This window comes from Paludisphaera soli (genome assembly GCF_011064595.1).
GTDB classification, from domain to species: domain Bacteria; phylum Planctomycetota; class Planctomycetia; order Isosphaerales; family Isosphaeraceae; genus Paludisphaera; species Paludisphaera soli.
Map to the genome: position 1 here is coordinate 137,088 of NZ_JAALJI010000015.1, position 26,375 is coordinate 163,462.

Genomic DNA, 26,375 nt, shown 5'->3' on the forward strand with positions numbered 1-26,375 from the left:
CGCTTGCCCATGCTTTACCTCCTGTTCGGATACATGTTCCTCTACATCCACCGGCCCTTTGAGATCTGGACGCGGCTCGCGACCATCCAGATCGAGCGCGTCTACGTCATCACATGCCTCGTCGCGCTGCTCGCCTACGATCGGAGGACCTGGTCGCGTTCGCCGCACACGGTCGCCATCCCGCTGTTCATCGGCTCGATGCTCGTCTCGTACCTGACGGGAAGGCACTCGGAGGAGGGCTACGCGACCATCGACAAGTATTTGAAGATGAGCGTGTTCTACCTGCTGGTTTTGAGCGTGGTCGGCGACGCGCGGACGCTGCGCAAGCTGCTGATCGGCTTCTTCGTCGTGATGGCCGTCTATCTCGCCCATTCCCTGCTCGAGTATCACAACGGCCGACATCAGTACCGGATGGGCATCGTGCGGATGATCGGAGTGGACGAATCCAACAGCGAACCCAACGCCTTCGCCGCCACGATCGTCTACTCGTTCCCCCTCGTCCTGCCGCTCTGGCCCCGGCGCGGGCATCCCGGCGAGGCGGCGCGCGACGACCGGCGGCTGAAGCGGTTCCTCGCCGGCTACGTCGCGCTCGGCCTCCTCTGCATACTCCTGACCGGATCCCGACAGTCGTTCGTCGGGCTCCTGATCCTGGGCCTTTACGGCGTCAGCGTCTCGCGGCGCCGACTCCTGCTCCTGCTGGCGCTCGCGGTCGCGGCGCCCGTCGGCTGGCAGATGCTCCCGGAGAGCCTCCAGAACCGCTATCTCACGCTCTACGACTCGAGCTACGGGCCGGAGAACGCCCAGGAATCCGCCGAAGGTCGCAAGCAGGGCTTCTACGACGGGATCGCGCTCTGGGAGAAGAGCCCCGTCACGGGGGTGGGCCCCGGCGCCTTCGGCAAGGGGACGGGCAAGGGATTCCAGGCGCACAACCTGTACGGGCAGGTACTCGGAGAACTCGGCACGCTCGGGGCGTTGGCGTTCGGCGGCGTCCTCGTCGCCTTCGCGCTCAACGCGAGGAAGATCCGGAGTTCGACGACGTCGGCCGAGGACGACGAGGGCCTGTTCCTCCGGGACCTGGGGAGGGCGATCTCGCTGGTCGTCGTGATGTTGCTGATCTTCGGCAACGGCAGCCATAACCTCTATCGTTACAACTGGGTCTGGCTGGCCGCGTTCCAGGCGGTGGCGATTCATTGCGTCGATGATCGACTACAGGCCGGCCGCGACCAGCGCGGAGGCGTCCGGGGCCGCCATGCTCATGCCTGACATCGGCTTGTCGCAGGTGCTCCCGCCCGATCGGCCGCGCGACGGCCGCACGAGCCCTCTCGCCCGCCGGGCCGCGCCCCGGTCGGACGGAGAAGGTCCGCCGACCTCCGGGCCGCTCGAATCGCCGGCGGGGGGCGTCCGGCCCGCGGGACTTCCCAGCCCGGGCGGAGAGGAGGCCGACGCCGACGCGGCCCGCAGGATCCTCTCGGTCGTCCGGTGGCCGGTCGGCGGAATCCGGACCTATCTCCTCTACAACTACCCCCGACTGCTGGATCGGGGCTATCGCTTCACCTTTGTGGGGCCGGCCGACGAGTCCTTCCGCGCGATGGCGGCGGAGCTCTCCGACTGGCCGGGGAGCGAGTTCGTCGAGGCCCCTCTGGTCCGGGGGCGATGTCGGCTCCGGCGCGTCGTGGGCGACCAGATCGCGACGGGTCGTTACACGCTGATCCACTCCCAGGGTTTCACCGCCGGGGCGGAGGCGGTCCTCGCCAACTGGCGGCGTCGGCTCCCCCACGTCATGACCTCCCACGACGTGCTGAGGCCGGATCAGTTCGCCGGAGCCGTCGGACGGCTGAAACGGTGGACGCTCCCTCGCCTGCTGGGCCGGGTCGACGTCGTCATCAGCGTGACGCGCGACGCCGAGGTGAACCTCCGGGGCTATTTCCCGTCGCTGGGGCGAGGACGCGCCCGGCTGACGGTCGTCGAGCACGGCATCGATCTCGAGGGCCTGGACGCCGCCCCCCCCGAGGGGGCCCCCGGTCTCCGAAGCTCCCTGGCCCTGCCGCCCGAGGTCCGCCTGGTCGGCTTCCTGGGGAGGTTCATGGAGCAGAAAGGGTTCCTGCCCCTGCTCCGCGCCCTGAAGATCCTGGAGGAGGATTCCTCGCTCCCCCCCTGGCACCTGGCCGCGGTCGGCGGCGGGGACTACCTCGGGGAGTACCGTCGGGAGGCGTCGCGACTCGGGCTCGCCGATCGAATCTCCTTCCTGGACCCGGTAACCCGGTCCGGGCCGGTTCTCGCCCAGCTCGACGTGCTCGCCATGCCCTCGCTCTGGGAGGCGGCCGGGCTGCTCGCCATGGAGGCGCTCGCGCTCGGCGTGCCCGTCGTCGGCTCGGACTGCCCGGGGTTGAGCGAGGTGCTGCGAGGATCGCCCTCGTCGACCCCGAAGGCGGGCGACGTCGGGCTGCTGGCCCGGGCCCTCGGCGAGGCGATCCGGTCCCCCTGGCGCCGGGCCGCCGAGGCGTACGCCTCGATCGCAAGGGCGCGGTTCGACGCCCGGAGGTCGGCCGACGAGCTGCTGCGATGGATCGAGTTCGCCGCGCCGCCCGAAGGGCCGGCGCAGGGGGCCTGAGATCGGACGCCGACGAACGACCATCATCACGCGGAGGAGATCGAAGTGCCGGCCGCCGCCAACAGAATCGCCCGCTCGGTCGGGCTCCGATACCCCTTCCTCAGCGGCCAGGGGACCCTGGTGCAGGCCCGGCCGCTCCGACGGCTGACCTTCGTCGAGCGGACGCTCCTGGTGCGCCTGTCGTCCGGGAAGAGCCTGCTCGTCTTCCCGAACGACCACATCGGCCGGCTCGCCTACTTCTTCGGCGACGTCGACCCGAAGGTCACGGAGCTGCTGCGGAGCGTCCTGGACGAGGGGGACTGCCTCGTCGACGTCGGGGCCAACGTGGGGGTCGTCTCCTTCCAGTGCCTGGACCGGGTGGGGCCGGGCGGCCGGGTGGTGGCCGTCGAGCCCCAACCGGGCTGCGCCTCGATGCTCCGGGAGTCGATCCGGCTCAACGAGCTCGCCAACGTCGAGGTGCACGAGCTCGCCCTGTCCGACCATCCCGGGGAGGGTTCGCTCCACGTGCCGGACGGCTCGAACCTGGGGATGACGACCCTCGAAGGCCGGGGCGAAGGCGCGATCCGGGTCCGGCTGACGACGGGGGAGGCGTTCCTGGACTCGCTGGAGGTCGCCGGCGACTACGTCATCAAGATCGACGTGGAAGGGCACGAGGGGAAGGTGCTGCGGGGGATGCTCGGCTACCTCCGCCGCCGGCCCCCGAAGGCTGTCGTCTTCGAATCCAACTCGTATCTCTACGGCGGCACGAGCTTCTTCGACGAGCCCTGCTTCGACCTCCTCTCCGGCCTGGGGATGCGGCTGTTCGAGATCCGCAAGTCGCTCCTGAAGATCCGCCTGAACGAGCTGACCTCCAGTGACGCAGAGCCGCGGGCGACGGATTTCATCGCCGTCCGGGACGATCAGGTCGATCGGCTCTGGGGCCGCCGCGGCTGAGCAGGCCGAGGGGGCGAGGGGTCGCGGCCGGGAGGATCCGCCGGCCGACCGTATCGCCTCGGCGACCGCCCGAATTCGAAACGCACGGCCCGAGGGCCATCCTTGCACCGCTGACTCGCGAGCTTTCATGACGAAACCGATGCTGGTCTACCTGACGGGCGCGATGGTCCTGAAGGCCGGCGGGATCCTGCTCCTGCCGATCTTCACGAGGTTCCTGGACCCGGACGATTTCGGCACCCTCGAGCTCCTCAATCGGGCGACCGACGTCCTCCTGCTCTGCCTGTTCGCCAACGGCAGCTGCCTGGCGGTCATCACATTCTACAACCAGGCGACGGACGAGGGACGTCGGCGTCGGATCGCAGCCACCGCGTTGCTCTACGGGGCGTTGAACGTCGCGGCCGTCGGGCTCCCGGGGCTGCTGCTGGCGGGACCCATCGGCGAGTGGCTCGGGATCGGCGACGCGTCGCTCGTGCGACTGGCGTTCCTCGGGGCCCTCTCCGACGCCTTGCTCCTCGTGTGCCTCTCCCTGGTCCAGGCGAGGGTCGAATCGATCCGACACACGGCGCTGCTCCTGGCGGGGTTCTGCCTCCGCCTCGCCCTGATCGCCGCCCTGGTCGGCCTGGGTCGCATGGGCGTCCGCGGGATCCTCTATTCGACGATCGGGGCCTCGTCGCTCCTCACGACGTACCTGGTGTCGGTTGAAGTCCGGCGGTCCGGCTTCCATCCCGACCTCGGGCTCCTGTGGTCGATGGCGAAGTTCGCGCTCCCGTTCCTGCCGGCGGGGCTCTGCGGCTTCATCCTGGGCGCCGGGGACCAGTTCCTGCTGTCGCGCTACGTCGACAAGGCCGAGGTGGGGTTTTACGCCCTGGGCTGCAAGATGGCGGTGATGGTCGGGGCCGTCGCCCTCGAGCCCCTGATGAAGGTCTGGGGGGCGAGGATGCACGTCGTCGCGCGGGGGGAGGAAGCCCCCCGCGCCTTCGGGCGGGTTTTCAGCCGATTCTCCGCGATGTACCTCTTCGTGGGCCTCGGCCTGGTCCTCTTCTCGGAGGACGTGATCCTCCTGCTCGCCGGGCCTCGGTATCTCTCGGCAGCGGGCTTCATCACCCCCGTGGTGGTGGCGTACTTCTTCATGGGATGCGGGGACCTGATGGATTCCGCGTTCTACATCCGCCGTCGGACCCTGGTCAAGCTCTGGATCACGCTGGCGACGACGGCGACGACGCTCGCCCTCTACGGGCTCCTGATCCCCCAGTACAAGGCCATGGGCGCGGCCTATGCGACGCTGGGCGGCTTCGCCTTCCGCCTGATGGTCGTGCGTTTCGTCTCGCAACGCCTCTTCGCCGTCGAGTACGAATGGGGGCGGCTGGCCCGGATCGCCTCGACGGCGGCGGCCTGCTGGGCCCTCTCGCTCGCCGCCTCCGGGACGCGGTACGAATTCTCCCTCAAGGCGGCGAGCCTCGCCGCGTTCCCGATCGCGCTCTGGCTGACGGGCTGCGTCACGCCCGAGGAGCGCCAGGCGGTTGCCGTCCCCCTCGCGCGGCTCCTGAGGCGCGTCGACGGGACGCGCGGCCGGCCCCTGCCGACCGAGAGTTGAGCCCAGGGCTCGAATTCCGACGCCGCGACGGGCCTCAAGGCCGGCGTCACGCGGCGTGGCGCCGGAAAGGTCGAAGGACGTCCGCCCCCTTTTCGATTCGATCGCGGTCCGCAATTCAGGAAGGCGCGAGGTCACGTGGGATATCTGGGCTGGGTGTTCTCCAAGTGGCCTTCCGAGGAAGGCGCGATGCGCAACGGGGCGGTCGAGCCCGCCTCGCCGGCCGTCCGCGTGCTGGATCGCACCGGCCGCAGGCTGGGACTTCGCACGTCGGGCGAGTTCCTGAGGACGGCCGCGCGCGGCCGCGTCACGCTGCTCGTGCGCGGGTTGATGGTCCTGTCGGGGGACGAGGGCCCCCCCTCCTCCCGCGCGGACCGGGCGGTCGAGGCTGCGTTCGCCCATTATGCGGCCCGGGGCGACCTGCCGGCGGAACGATTCGAGGGGAGCTTCACGCTCGTCCTGATCGACGAGGAGGCCGGCCGCGTCCTCCTGTTCCGGAACCTCGTCGGCGCCGGCTTCACCTACTACGCCGAGACCGACGGGGGCCTCCTGTTCGGCAGCAATCCCGCCGAGCTGGCTGAATACGGGGGCGCCGTCGCGGCGGTCAACGACTCGGCGCTCCCGGCCTTCTTCCTGTACCGATTCGTGCCGGGCCGGGAGACCCTCTTCCGGGGGGTCCGACGGCTGCTGCCGGGGGAGATGCTCGCCTACGACCGGGACGGGCTCCGGCTCCGGCAACGCCAGACCATCGGCGGGCTCCGGGGAGGTGAGACCGGGGACGGGGGCGGCGACGCGGTCGAGAGACTCGGGGCGACGATGGCGCGGGTGCTCGCGGACTGCGCCCTCGACCATCCCGGCGCCGTGAACCTGCTGTCGGGCGGCGTGGACAGCTCGTACATCCAGGTCGTCTGGAACGAGGGGCTCCCGGCCTCGTCGCGGCCGCCGGCCACGTACACGATCAACGTCGACCACCCGCGGACCCTCCCCGACGCCGAGTACGCCCTCTCGGCGGCCTCGCTGCTGGGGACCCGCCACACCCTCGTGCCCGCCGACGACTACGCGGCGAGGTATCTGGTGGAGGCCGTGGCGGGGACCGGCGAGCCGCCGAACCACGTCCAGTCGATCTACTTCCGCCGCCTGGGCCGGGTGCTCGCGGATCGGGGGGTGCCGGCGGCGCTCTGCGGCGAGGGGGCGGACAGCCTCTTCGGGGTCGGCTCGACCGCCACCCTCCAGACGGCCGAGGCGCTCCGTCGGGTCCTGCCCTGGAAGTTCGGCCGCGACCTCGTCTCGGCCGCGGCGGCCTTCGCGGGCCATCCCCGGCTGCCCGGCTATCTCGACCTGGCGGGACGGCTGGGCGACTTCACGCACCCGGGCCATCCGGTCAATGAGGTGGCCGTCTTCGCGGACCTGCGCGCCGTGCATTCCTGCTTCGGCGAGCCGGCGGCCTCGTCCGCCTTCGCCCTCCGCCGCGAGCTGGCGAGGATGCACGGCGTGGCGGACGACCCGCTCGAATTCGTGAACTTCGCGGGCTTCCTCGGCGAGGCCGCGGACACCGCCTCGCTCTGGACGGGCCTCTTCAACCTCGAAGGTTGCGACATGAGGTGCCCGTTCCTGGACTCGCGGATGATCCGATTCGCGATCGGGCTGCGGCCGCAGGAACGGTACCCGTTCCGGAAGCCCAAGGAACTCCTGAAACGCGCCCTGAGGCGACGCGCCCCGGCCGTCCTGGCCGATCGATCCAAACGCGGGTTCGGCCAGCCGATCTTCGAGTGGCTCGCCGTCGGCGGCCAGCTCCGCCCCCTCGTGGACCGGATCGGCGACTACGACTTCGTCGCCCACCGGGCGCTGGCGGAGGCTCGCGAGCGACCGAACTGGTTCCTGTACTCGCTGCTCTGCTTCGACGTCTGGCACAAGCTCTTCATCGAGAAGCGGCCCGCGTCTGCGATCGCCGACGCGACCTGAATCACCCTCCAACCGTGCGCCCCAACATGGACATCCAGCGACGCTTCATCGGTCGGGTCTCCCTGCCGGCCTACGCCTGGCTCAAGGGGACCACGGCGCAGTTCCGCCACCTCCGCGAGTTCGAGGCGTCCCAGCGCCTGCCGGTCGACGAGATCCGGGCGCGGCAGCTCTCGCGGCTGCGCGCGCTCGTCGACCACGCCTACCGTCGATGCCCCTACTATCGGGAACGCTACGATCGGGCCGGGGTCGTCCCCTCGGACCTCCGGAGCCTCGAGGACCTGAACGCGTTCCCGATCCTGGACAAGGGCGACATCCGCGCCCATGGCGACGACATGGTGTCGAGCGACTGGCCGGAAGGCGACCTGATCCCGAACTACACGGGGGGATCGACCGGGACCCCCCTCGAGTTCTACCTGAGTCGCGACCGGAAGGACTCCCGGTGGGCGGCGACCGTCCGGCACAATCGCTGGGCCGGCTGGGACTTAGGCGAGCGGGTGGCGTATTTTTGGGGGGCGATCTCGGACGGGCCGGCCCCCGGCGGATGGCGGCGGCGGCTCCGGCACGCACTCCTGGAGCCCCAGCTGTTCCTCAACACGGCGAACCTCACCGAGGCGGGCATGGCCGGCTTCAATGAGGCGATGAAACGGTTCCGCCCCAACGTCGTCCTCGCCTACGCCCGCTCCGCGGCGATGATCGCCCGGTACCTGCGGGCCCGCGGGATCCCGGCGTACCGGCCCCGGGCGATCGTGACGAGCGCGGAGATGCTCGAGCCCGAGGATCGCCAGGTGATCCAGGAGGTCTTCGGCTGCCCCGTCTTCAATCGCTACGGCTGCCGCGAGGTGAGCGTGATCGCGTCCGAGTGCGAGGAGCGGCGGGGGCTCCACACCATGGCGGAGTGCCTTCACGTCGAGATCGTCCGCGACGGGAAGCTCGCGGAGGCCGGTCAGGACGGGGAGATCCTCGTGACCGACCTCGCGAACCTGGCGATGCCGCTGATCCGCTACCGGATCGGCGACGTCGGCGCCTGGGAGGGGGGGCGATGCGAGTGTGGGCGCGAACTCCCCCGGTTGCGTCACGTCGCGGGTCGGGCGACCGATTTCCTGGTCGGCCATGACGGCCGGATGGTCTCCGGCCCCTTCCTCACGCTCGCGGCGGTCGGGGTGCGCCCCAGCATCGGCCAGCTGCAGATCGAACAGGAACGGATCGGCCAGGTCCATTTCCGGATCAAGCGCGGGTCGCGGTTCCAGGCCGCGGAGGACCTGGAGTTCCTGGTCGCCGCGGCCCGGACCTACCTGGGCGAGACAGCCGAGGTCGGCTGGGAGTTCGTGGACGAGATCCCCTCGGAGGCCTCCGGGAAGTTCCTGTTCTGCAAGTCGAAGGTCTCGCCGGCCTTCCTGCGGGATTCGATCGAGGCTTCGGGGGCGGATCGGAAATGATCGGCACATCGGAAACCGACCGCGTCCCGTCCCCGACGCCGGACGGCGGGGGGCGGCCGGTGGGGACGCTGAGGGCGGCGGCGAACCTCGCCTGGCAAGGCGTCCGCTGGGGCTCCTTCCGCGGCGGATGGTTCCCGCGCCACCTCCTCCGCCACCGGCCGTTCGACCTGGCCCGGATCCCGGCGGGGACGCCGGTCGACGTCATGGTCGCGATCGTCGACCACTTCGAACCGAGCGGGCGGAACGGCCCGGGCGCCGCGGCGGGACGGGTCCGCGGCTGGTGCGAGGCGCATCGGGCGATCGCCGATCGGTTCCGGGACGCCGACGGCCGGCCCCCCCAGCACACCTGGTTCTACCGGACCGAATACGCGAACTGGGCCTGCCTCGACGTCCTGAGCGAGGCCGCGTACCGAGGCTTGGGCGAGGTCGAGTTCCACCTCCACCACGCCTACGACGACGCCGAGTCGTTCGCCGCGAAGCTGCAGGCCGGCCTGGACCTCGGGAACCGGGCCGGGGCGATGCTCACCGCCGAGGCCGAACCTCGCCGACGATTCGCCTACATCGCCGGCAACTGGTCGCTCGACGACGGCGCGCGCGACCCGGCCCTGGGCGGCTGCGGCACGGAGCTGCTCGCGCTGAAGGAGGCCGGCTGTTACGCCGATTTCACCTTCCCCGCGCTGGGGAGCCGGGCCCAGCCCCGCACGTCCAACGCGATCTACTACGCGAAGGACGACCCGGGGCCCAAGTCCTACGATTCGGGGGTCGAGGTCGCCGTGAGTCGTCCCGCCTCCGGCGACCTGATGATCGTCCAGGGACCTTCGCTGTTCGACCGCCGCCGGGGCGGGTTCGAAGGCGCGGCTCTCGAATCCTTCGCGCCGCCCGACCCGCGACGGCTGGACGCCTGGACGCGCGCCAACATCCACGTCGCCGGCAGGCCGGAGTGGATCTTCGTCAAGCTGCACACCCACGGGATGCAGAGCCTCGACGCCCTGCTGGGCCCCCGGCTGGGGTCGCTCTTCGAAGGCATGGTGGGGCGGTGGGACCGGCCGCCGTTCCGGCTCCATTTCGTGACGGCCCGCGAGATGTACAACATCATCAAGGCCGCGGAGGCTGGCCGTTCCGGCGACGCCGGGCTCTACCGGGACTTCGAAGTCCCCCGGCCGGCCAACCGGGTGGTCCGCTGCGACCGGCCGTGGGAGCTGCTGGGGCACGACGCGACCCGGATCGCGCTGAAGGTCCACGACCCGGGTCCGGCCTGCATCGAGTTCAAGCACGGGCCGCTGCGTCGGGTCCGGGGCCGGATCCGCTCGCTGGAAGCCCGTTTCGCCGACGGCCGACCACCCGAGGTCCGGATCGACGGGGAGGGCGGGTGCGTGACCGACCCTCCCCTGGATTGTCATTTCGAGGGCCCGGACGGGGCGCTCACTGGACCACGATGCGGAGAGACTGGGCGCCCGTGAGGCTCACGGCGGCCGATCCCCGCTTGGTCCCGGAACTCGCCTTCACCGTGAACGGGCCGAAGGAGGCGTTCGTGATGAGGGAGGAGTCGGAGGTCTTCTGCTGGTAGTCGACGAATGCGATCGGGATCGCGGCCAGCATCCCCCTCGAATCCGCCGTGCCCGAATACGCGAGGGCGCCCCTCTGGTCGAACACCTGGACGTTAGCCCCCCCCGCCGCGGTCCCGTCCGCGAACCGGACGTCGAGCGTGAGGAGCGATCCGACCTGGACCTGCTTGACGCCCTGACCGGACCAGGAGATCGTCGACGTCGCGCCGTTCTCCAGCCTGGTGTCGAGGATCCGCACGTTCGACAGGCGGGCGGTGTAGTAGCCCGCCCTGATCCCGGTATAAGGCCGAGACGCGCCGGAGGCCGACTTCCGGAGGGTGTTGGAGATCAGGTCCAGGTCGCTGACGTCGGCGGCGTTGTAGCCGCCCACCGCCAGCGAGGTGTCGTTGCTCTCGAGGACGTTGTTCGAGATCTTCATGTTGATGCCGGCGCCGAGGCCGTCGACGACCAGCGCGGCCGCCGAGTAGGCCGGGTCGGCCGTCGTGACGAGGGCCTTGATGAGGTTGTCGTGGATGCTCACGTTGGCGTCGTTCATCGCGCCGCCGTTGTTGGCGTAGCCCACCCAGACCGTGTAGCCGTAGAGGGAGGCCCCCGGGCCGACCGTGGTGACGAAGGTGTTGCCCGAGACGTCGATGTTCCTATGGGCGCCCTGCATGTCGACGTCGTTGCGGATGCGGAGCGCCCGCGCGTAGGTCCTGAGGCCGGTCTCTCGGTTGGGAGGCTCCTGGGTCAGGACCGTGTTGTTCCGGATCACGCCGAAGCTCGAGGCCTGGGCCCGGAAGCCGTCGATCGCGATGCCCTCGCCCGCGATCGGGTCGATCTGATTGTTGGTCACCCGGAAGTTCGACGCCGAGACGAGGCCGATCGCCGAGGCGTCGGCGACCAAGGCGTTCTGGCTGATCCGGTTGCCGTCGATGACGATGGGGCCGTTCGAGGTGTCGATCTTCACGCCGGTCTGGGGGGATCCCAGGATCTTGTTGCCCTGGATCAGGATGGCCCCCGACGTCCGGATGAGGGAGATCGCGGCGGGGCCGGCCATTCGGTTGGTGACGTTGTTCGCGCCCTGCCGGATGGTGGAGTTGGTGATCGTCATGCGGGGGCCCGACGAATTCTCGAGGTTGATGCTGGTGGTGTCGACCCCGACGTCGCTGGTCTGGACCCTGTCGATGGCGATGCCGGAGCTGTACGCGGCGAAGATCGGCGAGCTGGCGAACCCCGCCCCCTGGCCCTGGACGACGGAGCCGTTGACGAGCCGGAAGTTCGTCACCTTCATCCGGTTGGCGTCCCAGACGGCCTGCACGGCCGCCCCCAGGTTCCGGTACCCGAGACCCGCGTCCCCGGACCAGGCCCTCGACGCGACGACCCCATAATCGAAGGAGGTGGTCAGCGTCGCCTCGTCGAGGTCGAGAGAATCCGTCTGGCCGGCGGCCGGCGTGACCACGACCTTGAGGACGACCTGGCCCGCCGTCGCGGGCACGAAGTGGACGACGGCGGAGAAGCCGCGCTGGACGTTGGCCGAGGTCGCCGAGCCCAGGACCTGATTGGTCGCCGCGTCGAGCACGAGGAGCTGCACGGTCGAGTTGGAGTTCACGCCGGCGGGCGTGATGGTCGCCGTGTAGGTGCGATTCGGCGTCGCGATGGTCATCGGCTGGGAGACGATGGTCTGGGGGGTGCTGAAGTTGCTGAGCCGCAGCACCTGCGAGCCGAAGAGGTAGTTGGAGTTCGCCGCGACGGCCGCCCGGGGGGCCTGGCTCAGGTTCCAGCCGGGGACACTGGCGCCGCTCCCCTGCTCGAATCCGCCGTTGGCGACCACGATCGGCTGGCTGTTGCCGTAGGTCACGGTGTGGCCGTTCAGGTCGAGCGTGACGTCCTTGTTCAGCACGACGAAGGCGGTCCCCGAAGTCGTGACGTCCGTCATCAGGGAGTAGACCGCCCCGGCCTGGTTCAGGATGTAAGGCCCCGCCCCCTGTCGGCTCAGCCAGGCGGCGTCGATGGGGATCACCGTCGCGAGCGAGATCGCGAGCGTCGTCGTCGCCAGCATGGTGGTCGCTCCTTCGGAACTCGTGGCGCGGACCGTGACGGTGTAGTTGCCCGGGCTCGAGTAGACGTGGCTCGGGGCCTCGCCGACGCCGGTCGAGCCGTCGCCGAAGTTCCAGGAGTAAGTGTATCCCGCGAACCACTCCGTGGGGCTGGGATCGGCGACCGAGCCGAGGAACTGGACGGCGGTGTTGACCGGGGCGACGGGCGGGGCCGCGATCGCGACCGTCGACGCGACGTCTGCCACGCTGATCCGCGCGGTGGAGACGCCGACCTGCCCGCTCGCGTCCACCACCGTGAGGGTCGCCGCGTACTCGCCGTCGGACTGGTAGACGTGGCTGGGGGACAGGGTCCCGCTCGCCGTCGCCCCGTCGCCGAAATTCCAGAAGTAGCTGTAGGGTGCCGTCCCTCCCGCCGCCGAGCCGACGAAGGTCCAGGCCGACCCCTCGGCCACGCCGCCGCTCGCCCCCGCGGAGACCGACATCCCCGACACCTGCAAGACCGAGGTCGCCGCCTGGCTGACGACCCCGTCCCACGACGTCGCCGTGACCGAGACCGTGTACGTCCCGGGCGACGCATAGACGTGCGTCGGGCTGGCGCCCGTCCCCGTGGCCCCGTCGCCGAATCGCCAGTTGTAGGTGAAGCCCGCCGCCCGGTCGAGGGGGCTGGGGTCGGTCGCCGAGGCCGAGAACGGCACGGCGGTCCCGGGCCCGGCCGAGGTCGGGGCGCTCAGGGAGACCGTCGGGGCGACGTCCAGGACCGTGACGGCCCTGCGGGCGGTCGCGCTGCGGCCCTGGGCGTCGGTGACCGTGAGGGTCGCCGTGTAGGCGCCCGAATCCTCGTAGCGATGCGAGGGCGTCGAGCTCCCCGAGCCGACGTTCAGGCCCTGGCCGATGAAGAGCCCGTTCAGCACCGCCGAAGGGCCCGCCAGTCTCGTGATCCGGAACTGGACGTGGCCGCCGACGTTCCAGGTCAGGTGGACCCCCTGCGAGAAGTCGGACACCGTCCGAGTGTCGAGCACGGCGCCCGTCGCCGCGTTCACGACCTCGACCTGCTGAGACCGGCCCTCGCGCCAGAAGTCCAGGAAGTAGAGGTCCACGGGGTGGACGTCCCCGTCCGTCAACTTGACGTCGACGACGAACGTCGTCGTGCTGTTCCAGGCGGCGGCGATGCGATCGGCCGGATTGGCGGGCTTCTGGAGGGCCCTCGCGTCGGTCGTGCTGGACGCGAAGGTGTAAGTGCCATTGCCCGTGGCTCCCACCTGGGCGTACGAGGGGAGTCCGACGCCGGCGCCGACGACGTTGTGGCCGGCCCCGCCGTAGACGCCCATCCAGCTCCCCTTCGTGGTCGCATCGCTCCCCACGAAGCCGGCGCTGGAGGTCGCCGCGGCACCGTCCCCGAAGTCCCAGCGATACTGATACGGGCCCGTCCCTCCCGAGACGACGGGCGCGAAATCGACCGTACCGCCCTCCGTCGTGACGACGTCGGGGCCGGCGCTCACGATGAGGCCGCTGGAGGCCGTCACCTGCACGATCCTCGAGGCCGCCGCGCCGACGCCGCCGTCCTTATCCCTGGCGGCGACCGTGACGGTGTAGGTCCCCGGGGCCGCATAGGCGTGCGTCGTCGTCGCGCCGAGGCCGGTCGTCCCGTCGCCGAAGTTCCAAACGTAGGTGAAACCCGCGGCGGTATCCGCGACACCGGGGTCCGTCGCCGAGGCGGTGAAGCCCAGCGCCGCGCCCACGGCCCCGCCGGTCGAGCCCCCGATCGTCGCGGTCGGGGCGACGTTCGCCACGGTCACCGGCACCCAGCTCGAAGCGGCCCGCCCGGCTGCGTCGCGGACGGTGAGAATGGCGGAAAACGTGCCGTTGTCGGCGTATCTGTAGCTGGGCGTGAGCGAGCCGGAGGCCGAGCCGCCGTCGCCGAAGGTCCAGGAGTACGTGTACGGGGCCGTCCCGCCGACGACCGAGCCGGCGAACGCGATCGCCGAGCCCTCGGCGCCGCTCCGGGCGGCCCCGGCGCTGACCGTCGGGCCCTGGTCGATGCGGATCCAGTTCACGTTGCCGGCCCAGCCGGTCCCGCCGACGGAATCGAAGGCCAGCCGCATGACCTGCTGCCCGGCCTTGAGCGACACGTTGACGCTCACCGTCTGGTAGACGTCCCACGAACCGGTGTTCGGGATGGTGAGCGAGCCCGTGGCGTCGACGCCCCCGAAATCGACGTGGAACTTGCCGCCCAAGGTCGGCGAGGCCGCGCGCAGGCTCAAGGCGTAGACCCCGGCCGCGGGAACGTCGATCGTGTAGTTGACCCACTCCCCCCCCTTGGTCCAGCCCAACGCGTAGCCGGGCCCGGAATCCTGGATGCCCTGGATGTCGACGTCGGTCGATCGGTAGTAGCCGCCGGAGTTGCCTCGCGAGTCGTCGACGTACGCGAAGTTCTTGCCCCCTTCGTCGAAATCTTCGGCCTGGATCAGACCGGGCACCGCGAAAGGCGTCCCGCCGAACGGCGAGCTGCGGCTCAGCAGCGTCCGATCCTCGAGAAGCTCGATGCGAGGGGGACGTCGACGGCGTTCGAGGCGGCTCCGGTGAGGGCGATCAGGGCGCGAGGGGGCGTCCCCCCCGTTGCGCAGCGGGGTGCTGGACCACATGGATGATATTCTCCGCGGCGAGTGGAAGCCGATTCTTAATTGAGTGCGTGACGGAGGAGATAGGGCGGCGCGGCGAGCGTCAGGGCGCCGAACGATACCGTCGTCGAATGCGACCGACGGGCGACGTCGTCCGTCTCGACACAACCCTAGGACGGGCGAGCGGGACTTTCAATTTTCAGACATTTTCAATCTAGAGAGGACGCAGCGTGAAACGGACGCATCGGCCGGGGAAGCGGACGAGCCGCGTCGAAACGAGGCCGAACCAGGCCTCCGAGACGCTCGCGACCCCACCAGCACGGGACGCGACGCCGAGACCCGAAGCACAGACTTGTTCACGATTGTTATTCAACAACTTCCGAACTTTTTGCGTCCGGGCCTCCCAGGCTCGGGGCGTCGACGCCGTTCTGGCTTCGAGATCGCGTCGCGCGGCGTCAGAACCTGCGCCGGGCGACGCCGGGGATCCGGCCTTGGGACCGCGACGAAGGGGGGCCCACTCGGTTCCGATCGAGGCGGACGGCGTCCTCGTCGGCACGGGCACGAAGCACACGCCGCGCCGGGGGCCCGCAGGTCGATTCCACCGCGGGAGACGCGACGGTCGGCCGGCGTGGGCCCGCGCGTCGGCGAGGCCCCTGGTCGGCCCGAGATCCCGTCGAGGCGACGGACCGCCCCCGCTCCGGCGAGAGGTCCGCGTCGCGGCGGCCTGAAGGCGGCGAGGATCGGCCCGAGTCGTGTTCGCTGAGGCGCGTGTCGACGGCCGCGGCGCGGCGACCCGGCTCGCCGCGCGAACGACGAACGAGGCCGAACGGCTGGACGCCGGTTCGATAGATCATGAATTCATGCTTTATGAGTAGGTCGAGGAACACGCGAGGTAGGGCCTGCCGCCATGCATCGCCCGAATGGGCGAGACATGGGATCCACACTCCATCCGACGGGCCGTCGCGAGGGACTTCCGCCCCCACTCCGGCGCCGTCGAGCGTCCGTGGATCGAGAGAAGCGAACCGGGTCCTGGAGGTCCTTCGTCGAGCCGACGGCCCCCCTTGGGCGACCACCGACTGACTCAGACCACCGGGGACGCGAAGCCGGCGACATTGCCGAAGGAGGCAAGGCGCCTGCTTAATAGAACATAAATCAGTCGATCATGGAGATACAATATGGGCCGAGGGCCGCCCCCCCCGCAAGCCACAAGCTCCAGTCGATCGTATTTTTTAAAGCCAAACATTGCTGACTGAGTGATTGACGCGAATCCCTTCGGCGCTTCGAGTTCGGTCTGCGGTTCGTGTCGAGAGCGGGACTCAACCGCACGATTCGAGATTTGCCCGAATGGCGGCCACGGCCTTTCTCGGCCGGCGGTCGAGCGAGGGGGGCTCGAAACTCGGATCGATGATATGCCCCTCGAAGCGTCGCAACGACGGCCGGACAAACTAAGATTACCATTGAACCCATTCGCTCGTCCACGCCATCTTTGACGACAACTGTCCGCCCGGCGACTCCTGGCCTAGCATAGGTCGGATCGCTTTATTTGTGCAAACCATCGGTGCCGACATTCTGATTCCACAGTTCCATCCCGCGGCCCGCGACCGCCGCCTTCGACGGCCCCTCGCCACGGGTCGTCCGACGCCCGCGGCCCGTAGGATCCCCCGAGGGCTCCCGGAGATGTGCCTCGCGACCACCATCCTCGGAATCTGTCTCGGGCTCCTGGCGCAACCGCCGGGATCGGGGGCCTGGGAGGTCGTGCGGACCCCCGAGGGGGACGTCGCGTTCTCGATGCCCGCGATCCCCACCAGGACCGAGGAGGAGGCTCACGAGGCCGGTGGTCGCGTGATCGTCACGGCCTATCGCTGCCGCATCGGAGGCGCGTCCTACGAATTCCTGCGCACTCAGGAGCCGGCCCCGGCCGCCCGGAATTTCGAGGCCGATCGGCTCAAACTCCTCAGGCCGCGACTCCTCGGCCCCGGCGCCCGGCCCGTCGCCGAGGCGGATCTCGTCGTCGACGGCGTGCCCGGCGACGACCTCACCTGGACGGCCCCGGCCGAAGGCCAGGCCGGCCTCACCACGTCCCGGGCCCGGCAGTTCGCGCACGGGTGCCACCGCTACGTCTTGAAGGTCGGATCCGCGCCCGGCGATCCGCTGCCCGAGGACGCCGGCAGGTTCCTCTCGTCCCTCACGTTCGAGGCGATCGTCGCGGCGGGCTACGGATCGCCCCCCGCGTCTCCGGCCCCACCCTCCCCCCCCGACGCCGCCTCGCTCGCGAAGCCGACCGGGGCCGAGAAGCCTGCGGACGAGGGAGTCGAGATTCGCGACCGCACCCCCGAAGACGCGCTGAGGACGTTCCTCCTGGCCATCGCCGCGAAGGATCGGGACCTGCTTCGCGCCGTCTCCCTCGCGGACGAGTCCCTCGACGTCCTGGTCGCGGGCCTCGACGCGCCAGCCCCGCCGGGATCGCTCGGGGCGCTGCAGTCGCGATTCGATCGGATGACGTTCAGGCGGCTGAAGGCGGGCGATCGGGTGACGATGCCGGGCGGTCGCGGGGGGACCATCCAGCCGTCGGACGTCCGCGAAGGGCGCGTCGTCCTCCTGCCCGAGGGCCAGCGGACGCCCACCCGCCTCGAACTCGTGGACGGGCGCTGGAAGGTCTTCGCGCGGCCGTTCATCGCGGCCCGAGGCGCGGCGAGGCCGCCGGCGACGGCCACTCCCCCGGCGCGCTGAAGATGGCTCGACGAATCGCCTCGCCCATCCTTGGCCCTTATTTTGGAACGTGGAGCGACGCCATGGCGGATGACGCCGCGACGGTGACGGCACGGCCGGAGAACGACGTGGCCACGGGGCCGGCCGCGGCGGCGCGCGGCAAGCCGATGGTCCTGAGCTTCGACGTCGAGGAGCACCACCGCATCGAGGCGGCCTCCGGGCTCTCGATCGATCCAAGGCTGAAGGCCGATTACGGCGATCGCATGCGGAAGGTCACGGAATGGCTCCTGGGGGAGTTGGCCGAGCGGAAAATCCTCGCCACGTTCTTCGTCCTGGGGCAGATTGCGGAAGCCCTCCCGAAAATGGTGCGGGCGATCGCCGAGGCGGGCCACGAGGTCGCCAGCCACGGCTGGGATCATCGTCGGATCCACCTGATGGACCGCGACGGCTTCCGGGAGGACGTCCGTCGCAGCAAAGACGCCCTGGAACAGGCCTCGGGATCGCTCGTCGCGGGGTATCGGGCGCCCACGTTCAGCGTGGTCCGGCGGACCGCCTGGGCCGTCGACGTGCTCGCGGAAGCCGGGCTCCTGTACGATTCGTCGATCTACCCGGTGCGTCACGACCGTTACGGAGTCCCAGACGCGCCCCGTAACCCGTTCCTGGTTCGTGGGATGGAGCGAGAGATCCTCGAGATCCCGCCGGCGACGCTGCGGCTGGGGGGCGTCAATCTCCCGATCGGCGGCGGGGGATACTTCCGCCTCCTGCCCTATCCCGTCACCCGATCGGCGCTCGCCCTGGCTCGTCGTGACGAGGACTGCGTCGGGACGATGCTGTACTTCCACCCCTGGGAGTTCGACCCTGGGCAGCCCGTACTCCCCTTGAAGGCCCTGAGCCGTCTCCGGACCTACGTCGGCGTCGGTCGCGGGCGGCGACGCCTGGCTGCTCTCATGTCCTCGCACTCCTTCATCCGGGGCGTCGACCTCGCCCGGCTGCAATTCGAGCGTCGCGCGGACCTGCCGAGGTTCTCTCTCGGGGCGGGGGCGGATCGGGGGCCTGAGGAAGCGGGTCCGTCCCGGGCGCGGATCGAGCAAGCCTGACCTCACCTCATTTCGGCCGCCCGCGCAGGCCCGCATCGTGTGGACTCGAACCTCGACGCCCCGGGCGGCCGCCGCCACGGGGCGTCTCGCGTTTCGAAATGGCCGGCCGCGCGGCCGGCTCGCGATCAGGTGATCTTGTCCTTGAGCAGGCGGACGGCCGCGGCCAGGTCCCGGCCCCGGAACGATTCGGCGAGGGCCTGGTGCTCCTCGTAGATCTCCATCGGGTCGGCGCTGCGCTTCTGGGTCTCGCGGAAGTGGGATCGGATGCGGCCGACCAGGGTCTCCCAGATCACGATCAGGTCGGGCTGGCCGGCTCGCTGCAGGAGCCGGCCGTGGAAGGCGAGGTCGGCCTCGGCGATGGCGTGGAAGTCGCGGCGGGCGCAGGCGTCGCGCATCCGGCCGAGGACCGCGTCCCAGGCGGCGAAGTCGGCGTCGTCCAGCTCGTCGAAGACGAGGCGGAGGGCGTAGACCTCGACCGTGCGGCGGATCGGGATGATGAGGTTGCGGATCTCGCGGGGGGCCTCCGGCGCGACGACGGCCCCCCGGTTCGGCCGGCTGATGACCAGGCCCTGCGAGGAGAGCTTCTGCACGGCCTCCCGCACCAGCCCGCGGCCGACGCCGAATCGGCTGGAGATCTCGGCCTCGGTGAGTCGCGCCCCGGCCTGGAGGCGGCCGGTGAGGATGTCTTCGCGGAGCTGCCGGGCGACCTGGGGTTCCGGAGGCTCGTCGGTCTCGTCCGTCATGTCCGGGGTCTCGGGAGAGGGTGGACGCGACCGGCGAGGCGCACGCCCGCCGCCCGAGCCGCACACTCCCAATCGTAGACGATCGGCCCCGGATCGTCGACGAGACTTGCGACCGCGGACCTGGTTCTCGTCGGCGATTCGGGCGACGGAGCCTGGCGTCGGCGGCCCGGAGCGCGATATCCTCGATCTCAATTCGCATCCTCACGCGACGAGGGGGTCGGCACATGCTCAAGCTCATCGGCGAGGGACGAACCTCGACCTGCGACGGGACGACCCGCCGCGACTTCCTGCAGGTGGGGACGCTGGGGGCGATCGGCTTCGGCCTCCCCCACTGGTTCGCGGCCCGTGCCGCCGGCGCGGTCAGGCCCGAGGCGAACGACCGCTCGTGCATCATGATCTTCAACCTGGGCGCCCCGAGCAACATGGACCTCTGGGACATGAAGCCCGACGCCCCGGCGGAGATCCGGGGGCCTTTCAAGCCGATCGCCTCGAAGTCGCCGGCAATCCAGTTCTCCGAGATCCTCCCCCGCCACGCCCAGATCGCCGACAAGCTTTCGCTGGTCCGGTCGGTCCACCACGGCGGCGCGGCGGTGCACGACGCCGGCTGGCAGATGATGCAGACCGGCCGACTGTTCGCGGGGGGGGTGAACACCCCGCACATCGGCTCGGTCGTCAGCTACCTGGAAGGCCGCAAGACCGACCTGCCGCCGTTCGTCGTCCTGCCCGAACTGATGGGGCGCGGCGGCGGCAACCTGCCCAACGGCCAGGCGGCCGGGTTCCTGGGCAAGGCTCACGACCCCTTCGCGCTGAACGCCGACCCCTCGAAGCCCGACTTCCGCGTCCCCGACCTGCTGCCGCCCAAGGAGATCGGCGAGCTGCGGCTCGACCGCCGCCGCAAGATCCGGGAGCTGGTGGACGACGCGGTCTCGACGTTCGAAGCGTCCGAGGACGCGGCGCTGCTGGACGACAACTTCCAGTCGGCCTTCCGCCTGATGACGAGCCCCAAGGCTCGCGAGGCGTTGGACCTGACGCGTGAATCGACGGCCACCCGCGAGCGCTACGGCATGTCCCGGTTCGGCCAGTCCTGCCTGCTGGCGAGGCGGCTGGTGGAGAGCGGCGTGCGGTTCGTCACCGTCAACGCGTTCCTCACGGTGTTCGACGAGATCACCTGGGACATCCACGGGTCGAAGCCGTTCACCTCGATCGAGGGGATGCGCGACATCGTCTGCCCGATGTACGACCAGGCCTACACGGCGCTCGTGGAAGACCTGGATCAGCGGGGCCTGCTCGACGCGACGCTGGTCTGCAACCTCGCCGAGTTCGGCCGAACTCCCCGCGTGAACCCCGCCGGCGGCCGCGACCACTGGCCGAACTGCTTCACGGTCGGGTTCGCCGGAGGGGGCGTCCAGGGAGGCCGCGTGATCGGCGCGAGCGACCCCATCGGGGCCGTGCCGGCGGACCGCCCGGTCGGACCGGGCGACGTCGCCGCGACCATCTTCCACAGCCTGGGCCTCGACCTGGAGGCCACCCTCCCCGGCCCCGCCGGACGGCCCTTCCCGCTCGTCGACTTCGGTTGCCGCGAGATCCGCGAGCTGTTCTGACCGACCCGCTCCGACCCGCCCGCCTTCCCACCAGCCGAGGTGAATCGGACCATGACCCGAGCCCTGACAGCCCTCGCCCGGCCCCTCGTCGCCCTGGCCGCGACCCTCGTCGCCGCGAGGGGGGGCGAGCCGATCGCCCTCTTCCCCGCCGAGGTCGCCCTGAGCACGCCCGAGAGCCGCCAGCGGCTCATCGTCCAGGAGATGGAGCGCGGCGAGCCGGCCCGGCAGGTGGTCGAGGGGATCGCGTGGTCGTCGAGCGCCCCCGAGGTCGCCGCCGTCGCCGACGGCCTGGTCACCCCCGTGGCCGACGGCCGGGCGACCATCACGGCGAAGGCTGGGGACCGATCCGCGACGGTCGAGGTCGCCGTGTCGGGGATGGCCCGGGCCTTCGACTGGAGCTTCCGCAACCACGTCGAGCCGGTCCTGGCGAAGCAAGGGTGCAACTCGGGCGCCTGCCACGGGGCGCTCGCGGGCAAGGGGGGATTCCGGCTCTCGCTCCAGGGCTACGACCCCGACGCCGACTTCTTCAACATCGTCAAGCAGGACCGGGGCCGCCGCGTCGAGTTCGGCGACCCGGGGCGGAGCCTGCTGCTGGCCAAGCCGTCGGGCGCGATCGCGCACAAGGGGGGCGTCCGGTTCGCGACCGACTCGCTCGACTACCGGATCCTCTCGCAGTGGATCGCCGCCGGCTCGCCCCCCCCGGTCGCGGAGGACGCCCGCGTCGAGGGCCTGGAGGTCTTCCCCGAGCGGTCGCTCCAGCAGGTCGGCCGGGCCCAGGAGATCCTCGTGCGGGCCCGCTACTCGGACGGTCGCACCGAGGACGTCACGCGGTGGGTCAAGTGGTCCTCGGCCGACGAGTCGGTCTGCCGGGTCGACGACCGGGGGCGGACGCAGGTGGTCGGCCCCGGCGAGGGGGCCGTCGTGGCCTGGTTCGCGAGCAAGCTCGCCATCGCGCGGGTGACGGTCCCCTACGGCGACGGCGCGGCGGCTTCGGCCGAGGTCGCCGACGGTCGCAAGCCCCGGAACTTCGTCGACGAGCGGATCGACGAGCAGCTCGCGCGGCTGAACCTGCCGGCATCCCCGGCGTGCGAGGATGCGGAATTCGTCAGGCGGGCGTACGTCGACACGGTCGGCCGGATCCCCACGGTCGACGAGGCCCGCGCGTTCCTCGCCGACCCGTCCGAGGCCCGCCGCGACGCGCTCGTCGATCGGCTGCTGGCCGCGCCGGAGTTCGTCGACTACTGGACCTACAAGTGGTCCGACCTGCTCATGCTCAACGGCACGCGGCTCCGCCCCGCGGCACTGAAGGCTTACTACCAGTGGGTCCGCAAGCAGGTGGCCGACGGCGTCCCCTGGGACCGTTTCGTCCGCGAGATCGTGACGGCCTCGGGGGAGAGCGTCGAGAACGGCGCGACCAACTTCTACGCCCTGAGCCAATCGCCCGAGGACATGACGGAGAACGTGAGCCAGGCGTTCCTCGGCCTCTCGATCGGCTGCGCCAAGTGCCACAACCACCCGCTCGAAAAATGGACCAACGACCAGTACTACGGCATGGCCAGCCTGTTCTCCCGGGTCCGCGCGAAGGGGTGGGGGGGCGAGGGCCGGCAAGGCGACGGCCTCCGCACGCTCTACGCCGCCGAGTCGGGCGAGCTGGTCCAGCCGAGGACCGGCAAGCCCCAGCCGCCGACCCCGCTCGACGGCCGCCCCCTGGACTTCGACGACCCGGCCGACCGTCGCGTCGAGCTGGCCCGCTGGCTGACCGCGCCGGAGAACCCGTACTTCGCCCGCTCGATCGCCAACCGCGTCTGGGCCAACTTCTTCGGCGTCGGCCTGGTCGAGCAGGTCGACGACATGCGGGCCTCGAACCCGGCGAGCAACGAGAAGCTGCTCGCGGCGGCGGCGGCGTTCCTGGTCGAGAACAAGTTCGACCTCAAGGCGCTGATGAAGGCGATCCTGCTGTCGAACGCCTATCAGCGGTCGAGCAAGCCGCTGCCCGGCAACGCGGCCGAGCGCCGGTTCTACTCGCGGTACTATCCCCGACGGATGATGGCCGAGGTCCTGCACGACGCGGTCGTCCAGGTCACCGAGGTACCCACCAAGTTCGAGTTCATCGGCTTTCCCGGCGGCGACCGCGAGAAGACCGACTTCTACCCCCCGGGCACGCGGGCCGTGCAGCTCTACGACGCGGCGGTCGAGAATTACTTCCTCCAGGCCTTCGGCCGCAACGCCCGGCGGATCGTCTGCGAGTGCGAGCGGTCCGACGAGCCGACGATGGTGCAGGTCCTCCACCTCTCCAACGGCTCGACGCTGAACGAGAAGCTCCGGGCGCCGGGCAATCGGCTCCAGAAACTCCTCTCGCTGCGGGGCCGGGGGATGGCGCCGGCGGCCCTGGTGGACGAGCTGTACCTGGCGTGCCTGTCGCGCTTCCCGACCGAGTCCGAGCGCGAGGGGCTTCTGGCGATGCTCCCCCCCGCCGGCGATCCGTCGGAGGCCGAGGTGGTCGAGGACCTGTTCTGGGGCCTGATGAGCAGCCGGGAATTCCTGTTCAACCATTGAGGGAGCGACCATGCCCCGCCTGCTGATCCTGGCGAGCCTGCTCGCCTCCGCGACGGTCACCGCCGACGACGCCACGGCCCCCGACTACCAGCGGCAGGTCGCCCCCCTGCTCCAGAAGTATTGCGCCGGCTGCCACAACGACGAGGACGCCGAGGGGCGGTTCTCGGTCGACAGCTACGCCTCGCTCCAGCGCGGTGCCGAGCACGGCCCCGCGTTCCTGCCGGGCGACCCCAAGGGGAGCCTGATGCTCCGGCTCATCACCGACGGCGGCAAGCGGACGATGCCCCCCAAGGACGAGCCGAAGCCCACGGCCGACGAGGTCGCGGTCCTCGACGCCTGGATCGCCTCGGGCGCGCGGGGTCCGAGCGGGGCCGAGCCCTCGCGGATGACCCTGATCGTCCCCAAGGTCCCCTCGCGGGCCGCGACCCGGCCGATCACGGCGATAGACGCCTCGCGCGACGGCCGATGGACGGCCGTGGCCCGCGACACGAGCGTCACACTCCACGAGGGGACGGCCGGCGATGGGCCGGGCCGGGCGATCGGCGAGTATCCGGGTAAGGTCACGGCCGTCCATTTCACCCCCGACGGCAAGCGGCTGGTCACGGCCTCCGGCGTCGCCGGCGCGGGGGGAGTCGCCGCGATCTGGAACGTCGAGGACGGCTCGCTCGTCCGTTCGTTCGAGGGCCACCGCGACCTGCTCTACGACGCCGAGCTTTCGCCCGACGGCGGCCGTCTGGCCACCTGCGGCTACGACAAGAACATCGAGGTCCGCGACTCCGCGACCGGCGCGCTCCTGCACACGCTGGAAGGCCACACCGGGGCCGTGTACGACCTGGCGTTCAGCCCGGACGGCGCCTTCCTCGCGAGCGCCAGCGCCGACGACACCTGCAAGGTCTGGCGTGTGGCCGACGGCACGCGGATGGACACCCTGCCCCAGCCCTTGAAGTCCGAATCCTGCTGCCTGTTCAGCCCGGACGGCGCGTTCATCGTGGCCGGCGGGGCCGACAGCAACATCCGCGTCTGGCGGTTCGTCTCGCGGGAGAAGCCCGAGATCAACCCGATGGTCGTCGCCCGGTTCGCGCACGAGGGGGCCATCGTCCGCATGGGCTTCTCGCCCGACGGCTCGACGCTGGTCTCGCTGGCCGAGGACCGCACCATCAAGGCATGGCGCGCCGACGATTACACCGAGATCCAGGCCTGGGGCGGCCAGCCCGACGTGGCCTCGGCCCTGGCCTTCGCGGCCGACGGCGCCACGTTCACCGTCGGCCGGATGGACGGCTCGCTGGCGACGTACCCGCTCCCACCTTCGCGGCCGGAGGCCCCGGCGGCCGGGCCGGCGAGCGTCGCGGCCGTCGCGGTTCGCGAGTCGGCGGCCGTCCAGGAGATCCCCGAGCGGGAGCCCAACGACGCGGCCGATCGCGCGGGCGTCATCCAGCTCCCCGCCAAGGTGACGGGCGTGATCGCCCCCGCCTCCGAAGTCGCGGGGACCGACGTCGACCTCTATCGCTTCTCGGCCAGGGCCGGCGAGGAGTGGGTCTTCGAGATCGACGCCGCCCGCTCCGGGTCGAAGCTGGACTCGTTCCTGGAGGTCCTCGACGCCGAGGGCCGGCGGATCCCCCGGGTGGTCCTCCAGGCGGTGCGCGACTCGTACTTCACCTTCCGGGGCAAGAACGGCACGGAGGTCTCCGATTTCCGGGTCTTCAACTGGGAAGAGATGGCGATCGACGACTACCTCTACGCCAACGGCGAGGTCGTCAAGCTCTGGCTCTTCCCCCGGGGGCCGGATTCGGGATTCTTCGTCTACCCCGGCCAGGGGAACCGCTGGGGGTACTTCGACACGACCCCGCTCGCCCACGCGCTGAACGAGCCCTGCTACGTCGTCGAGCCCCACCCGCCGGGGACGAAGCTCCTCGCGAACGGCCTCCCCGTCTTCACCCTTCACTTCGAGAACGACGACGAGGCCCGGCGCGAGCTGGGCAAGGACTCCCGCCTGAACTTCGTCGCCCCGGCCGACGGCGAATACCTGGTCAAGGTCCGCGACGTCCGCGGCCTCCAGGGGCCCGACTTCAAGTACACCCTGACCGCCCGCCCGCGCCGGCCCGACTTCGCCGTGGCCCTGGAAGGGGCGAACCCGACGGTGAGCCCGGGCGTGGGCCGCGAGTTCAAGGTCTCCGCCCGCCGCCTCGACGCGTTCGACGGCCCGATCCGGGTGGACGTCGCGAACGTGCCGGCCGGCTTCCACGTCGCGTCCCCCCTGGTGATCGAGGCCGGCCAGCTCGACGCGTTCGGCGTCGTCTTCGCCGACCCGGACGCGGCCCAGCCGACCGAGGAGGCGTCGAAGGCGATCAAGCTCACGGCGACCGCCCGCATCGGCGACCGCGACGTGGTGCACGAGGCCGGCTCTCTGGGCGCGATCAAGCTCGGCCCGCCCCCCAAGCTCAAGGTCGCCATCGCCCCCGTCGAGGGGGCCGCCGCGGCGACCGACGGTCCGCCGGAGTTCGTGATCGAGGCCGGCAAGACGATCCAGCTCAAGCTCGTGGTGGAGCGCGTCGATTTCTCGGGCCAGGTCCCGTTCGGGAACGAAGGCTCGGGGCGGAACCTGCCGTTCGGGACGTTCGTGGACAACCTGGGGCTCAACGGCCTCCTCGTGCTCGAAGGCCAGGACGACCGGACGTTCTTCATCACGGCCCATCCGGGCACGCCCGAGCAGGTCCGCCCGTTCCACCTCACCACGACCGCCGCCGACGGCGTCTCCAGCCGCCCGGTCCGTCTGCGGGTCGTCAAGCCGGGGAATTCGGCCGCGACGACCTCCGAACCGGACCGGACGGGCCGCTGAGGGCCGTCCGTCCGGGCGCCGTGACGACCCCCGCCTCGCCGGCCCGACTATTTGCTTCGGGGGCGATCCTGGTAAAAT

The 26,375-nt window shown here is 70.6% G+C and carries 14 protein-coding genes; 12 read left to right on the forward strand and 2 right to left on the reverse strand.

All coding sequences use genetic code 11. From position 1 onward, the window contains the following. The first annotated feature begins 9 nt into the window (after nt 1-9). From G6O68_RS19065 to G6O68_RS19095, 7 genes are all read left to right on the forward strand, one after another. Nucleotides 10-1,263 (forward strand): O-antigen ligase family protein, encoded by a 1,254-nt coding sequence (locus G6O68_RS19065; protein ID WP_165250227.1) that lies wholly within the window; start codon nt 10-12, stop codon nt 1,261-1,263. Continuing rightward, entirely contained in the window at nt 1,199-2,611 is a 1,413-nt protein-coding gene (locus tag G6O68_RS19070) for a glycosyltransferase family 4 protein (RefSeq protein WP_165250228.1), read from the forward strand. Before G6O68_RS19065 ends, G6O68_RS19070 begins: the two co-directional genes overlap by 65 nt. A gap of 45 nt (nt 2,612-2,656) precedes the next feature. After that, nucleotides 2,657-3,544, forward strand: a complete 888-nt coding sequence (locus G6O68_RS19075; protein WP_165250229.1) for an FkbM family methyltransferase — start codon at nt 2,657-2,659, stop codon at nt 3,542-3,544. Nucleotides 3,545-3,671: 127 nt separating this feature from the next. After that, complete coding sequence (locus G6O68_RS19080) at nt 3,672-5,138, forward strand: lipopolysaccharide biosynthesis protein (protein ID WP_165250230.1); 1,467 nt, start codon at nt 3,672-3,674, stop codon at nt 5,136-5,138. Nucleotides 5,139-5,273: 135 nt separating this feature from the next. Then, a complete protein-coding gene (locus tag G6O68_RS19085) occupies nt 5,274-7,097 on the forward strand; it encodes an asparagine synthase-related protein (protein WP_165250231.1) in 1,824 nt (607 codons plus the stop codon). Nucleotides 7,098-7,123: 26 nt separating this feature from the next. Beyond that, entirely contained in the window at nt 7,124-8,533 is a 1,410-nt protein-coding gene (locus tag G6O68_RS19090) for a phenylacetate--CoA ligase family protein (RefSeq protein WP_165250232.1), read from the forward strand. Continuing rightward, on the forward strand, nt 8,530-9,993 hold the full coding sequence (locus G6O68_RS19095; protein WP_165250233.1) for a hypothetical protein: 1,464 nt from the start codon (nt 8,530-8,532) through the stop codon (nt 9,991-9,993). The genes G6O68_RS19090 and G6O68_RS19095 overlap by 4 nt, the downstream gene beginning before the upstream one ends. Here G6O68_RS19095 and G6O68_RS33440 read toward each other — a convergent pair. Further along, a complete protein-coding gene (locus tag G6O68_RS33440) occupies nt 9,956-14,614 on the reverse strand; it encodes a PKD domain-containing protein (protein ID WP_165250234.1) in 4,659 nt (1,552 codons plus the stop codon). The genes G6O68_RS19095 and G6O68_RS33440 overlap by 38 nt on opposite strands. Before the next feature lie 1,818 nt (nt 14,615-16,432). Here G6O68_RS33440 and G6O68_RS19105 point away from each other — a divergent pair. Then, the gene (locus G6O68_RS19105; RefSeq protein ID WP_165250235.1) at nt 16,433-17,485 is read left to right on the forward strand and encodes a hypothetical protein; all 1,053 of its coding nucleotides are present in this window, start codon (nt 16,433-16,435) and stop codon (nt 17,483-17,485) included. Nucleotides 17,486-17,547: 62 nt separating this feature from the next. Next, a complete protein-coding gene (locus tag G6O68_RS19110) occupies nt 17,548-18,561 on the forward strand; it encodes an XrtA system polysaccharide deacetylase (RefSeq protein WP_165250236.1) in 1,014 nt (337 codons plus the stop codon). A 125-nt stretch (nt 18,562-18,686) separates the two neighbouring features. On the opposite strand, the gene G6O68_RS19115 is transcribed toward G6O68_RS19110, so the two are convergent. Next, on the reverse strand, nt 18,687-19,304 hold the full coding sequence (locus G6O68_RS19115) for a GntR family transcriptional regulator (protein ID WP_165250237.1): 618 nt from the start codon (nt 19,302-19,304) through the stop codon (nt 18,687-18,689). Between the two features lie 224 nt (nt 19,305-19,528). Here G6O68_RS19115 and G6O68_RS19120 point away from each other — a divergent pair, with 224 nt between their 5' ends. Genes G6O68_RS19120 through G6O68_RS19130 form a run of 3 tightly spaced genes read left to right on the forward strand, consistent with a single transcriptional unit; the run spans nt 19,529 to nt 26,297 of the window. Further along, the gene (locus G6O68_RS19120; protein WP_165250238.1) at nt 19,529-20,905 is read left to right on the forward strand and encodes a DUF1501 domain-containing protein; all 1,377 of its coding nucleotides are present in this window, start codon (nt 19,529-19,531) and stop codon (nt 20,903-20,905) included. 51 nt (nt 20,906-20,956) lie between these two features. Then, on the forward strand, nt 20,957-23,461 hold the full coding sequence (locus G6O68_RS19125; RefSeq protein WP_165250239.1) for a DUF1553 domain-containing protein: 2,505 nt from the start codon (nt 20,957-20,959) through the stop codon (nt 23,459-23,461). A 10-nt stretch (nt 23,462-23,471) separates the two neighbouring features. After that, nucleotides 23,472-26,297: a c-type cytochrome domain-containing protein gene (locus G6O68_RS19130; RefSeq protein WP_165250240.1), complete on the forward strand. Its 2,826-nt coding sequence runs from the start codon at nt 23,472-23,474 to the stop codon at nt 26,295-26,297. Nucleotides 26,298-26,375: the final 78 nt, after the last annotated feature.

Excerpts from the sequence above, each read along its gene's own strand:
- G6O68_RS19065 (WP_165250227.1), top strand. The coding sequence starts at position 10 with ATGCTTTACCTCCTGTTCGGATACATGTTCCTCTACATCCACCGGCCC.
- G6O68_RS19070 (WP_165250228.1), top strand. The coding sequence starts at position 1,199 with ATGATCGACTACAGGCCGGCCGCGACCAGCGCGGAGGCGTCCGGGGCC.
- G6O68_RS19080 (WP_165250230.1), top strand. The coding sequence starts at position 3,672 with ATGACGAAACCGATGCTGGTCTACCTGACGGGCGCGATGGTCCTGAAG.
- G6O68_RS19090 (WP_165250232.1), top strand. The coding sequence starts at position 7,124 with ATGGACATCCAGCGACGCTTCATCGGTCGGGTCTCCCTGCCGGCCTAC.
- G6O68_RS19095 (WP_165250233.1), top strand. The coding sequence starts at position 8,530 with ATGATCGGCACATCGGAAACCGACCGCGTCCCGTCCCCGACGCCGGAC.
- G6O68_RS19105 (WP_165250235.1), top strand. The coding sequence starts at position 16,433 with ATGTGCCTCGCGACCACCATCCTCGGAATCTGTCTCGGGCTCCTGGCG.
- G6O68_RS19110 (WP_165250236.1), top strand. The coding sequence starts at position 17,548 with ATGGCGGATGACGCCGCGACGGTGACGGCACGGCCGGAGAACGACGTG.
- G6O68_RS19115 (WP_165250237.1), bottom strand. The coding sequence starts at position 19,304 with ATGACGGACGAGACCGACGAGCCTCCGGAACCCCAGGTCGCCCGGCAG.
- G6O68_RS19120 (WP_165250238.1), top strand. The coding sequence starts at position 19,529 with ATGCTCAAGCTCATCGGCGAGGGACGAACCTCGACCTGCGACGGGACG.
- G6O68_RS19125 (WP_165250239.1), top strand. The coding sequence starts at position 20,957 with ATGACCCGAGCCCTGACAGCCCTCGCCCGGCCCCTCGTCGCCCTGGCC.
- G6O68_RS19130 (WP_165250240.1), top strand. The coding sequence starts at position 23,472 with ATGCCCCGCCTGCTGATCCTGGCGAGCCTGCTCGCCTCCGCGACGGTC.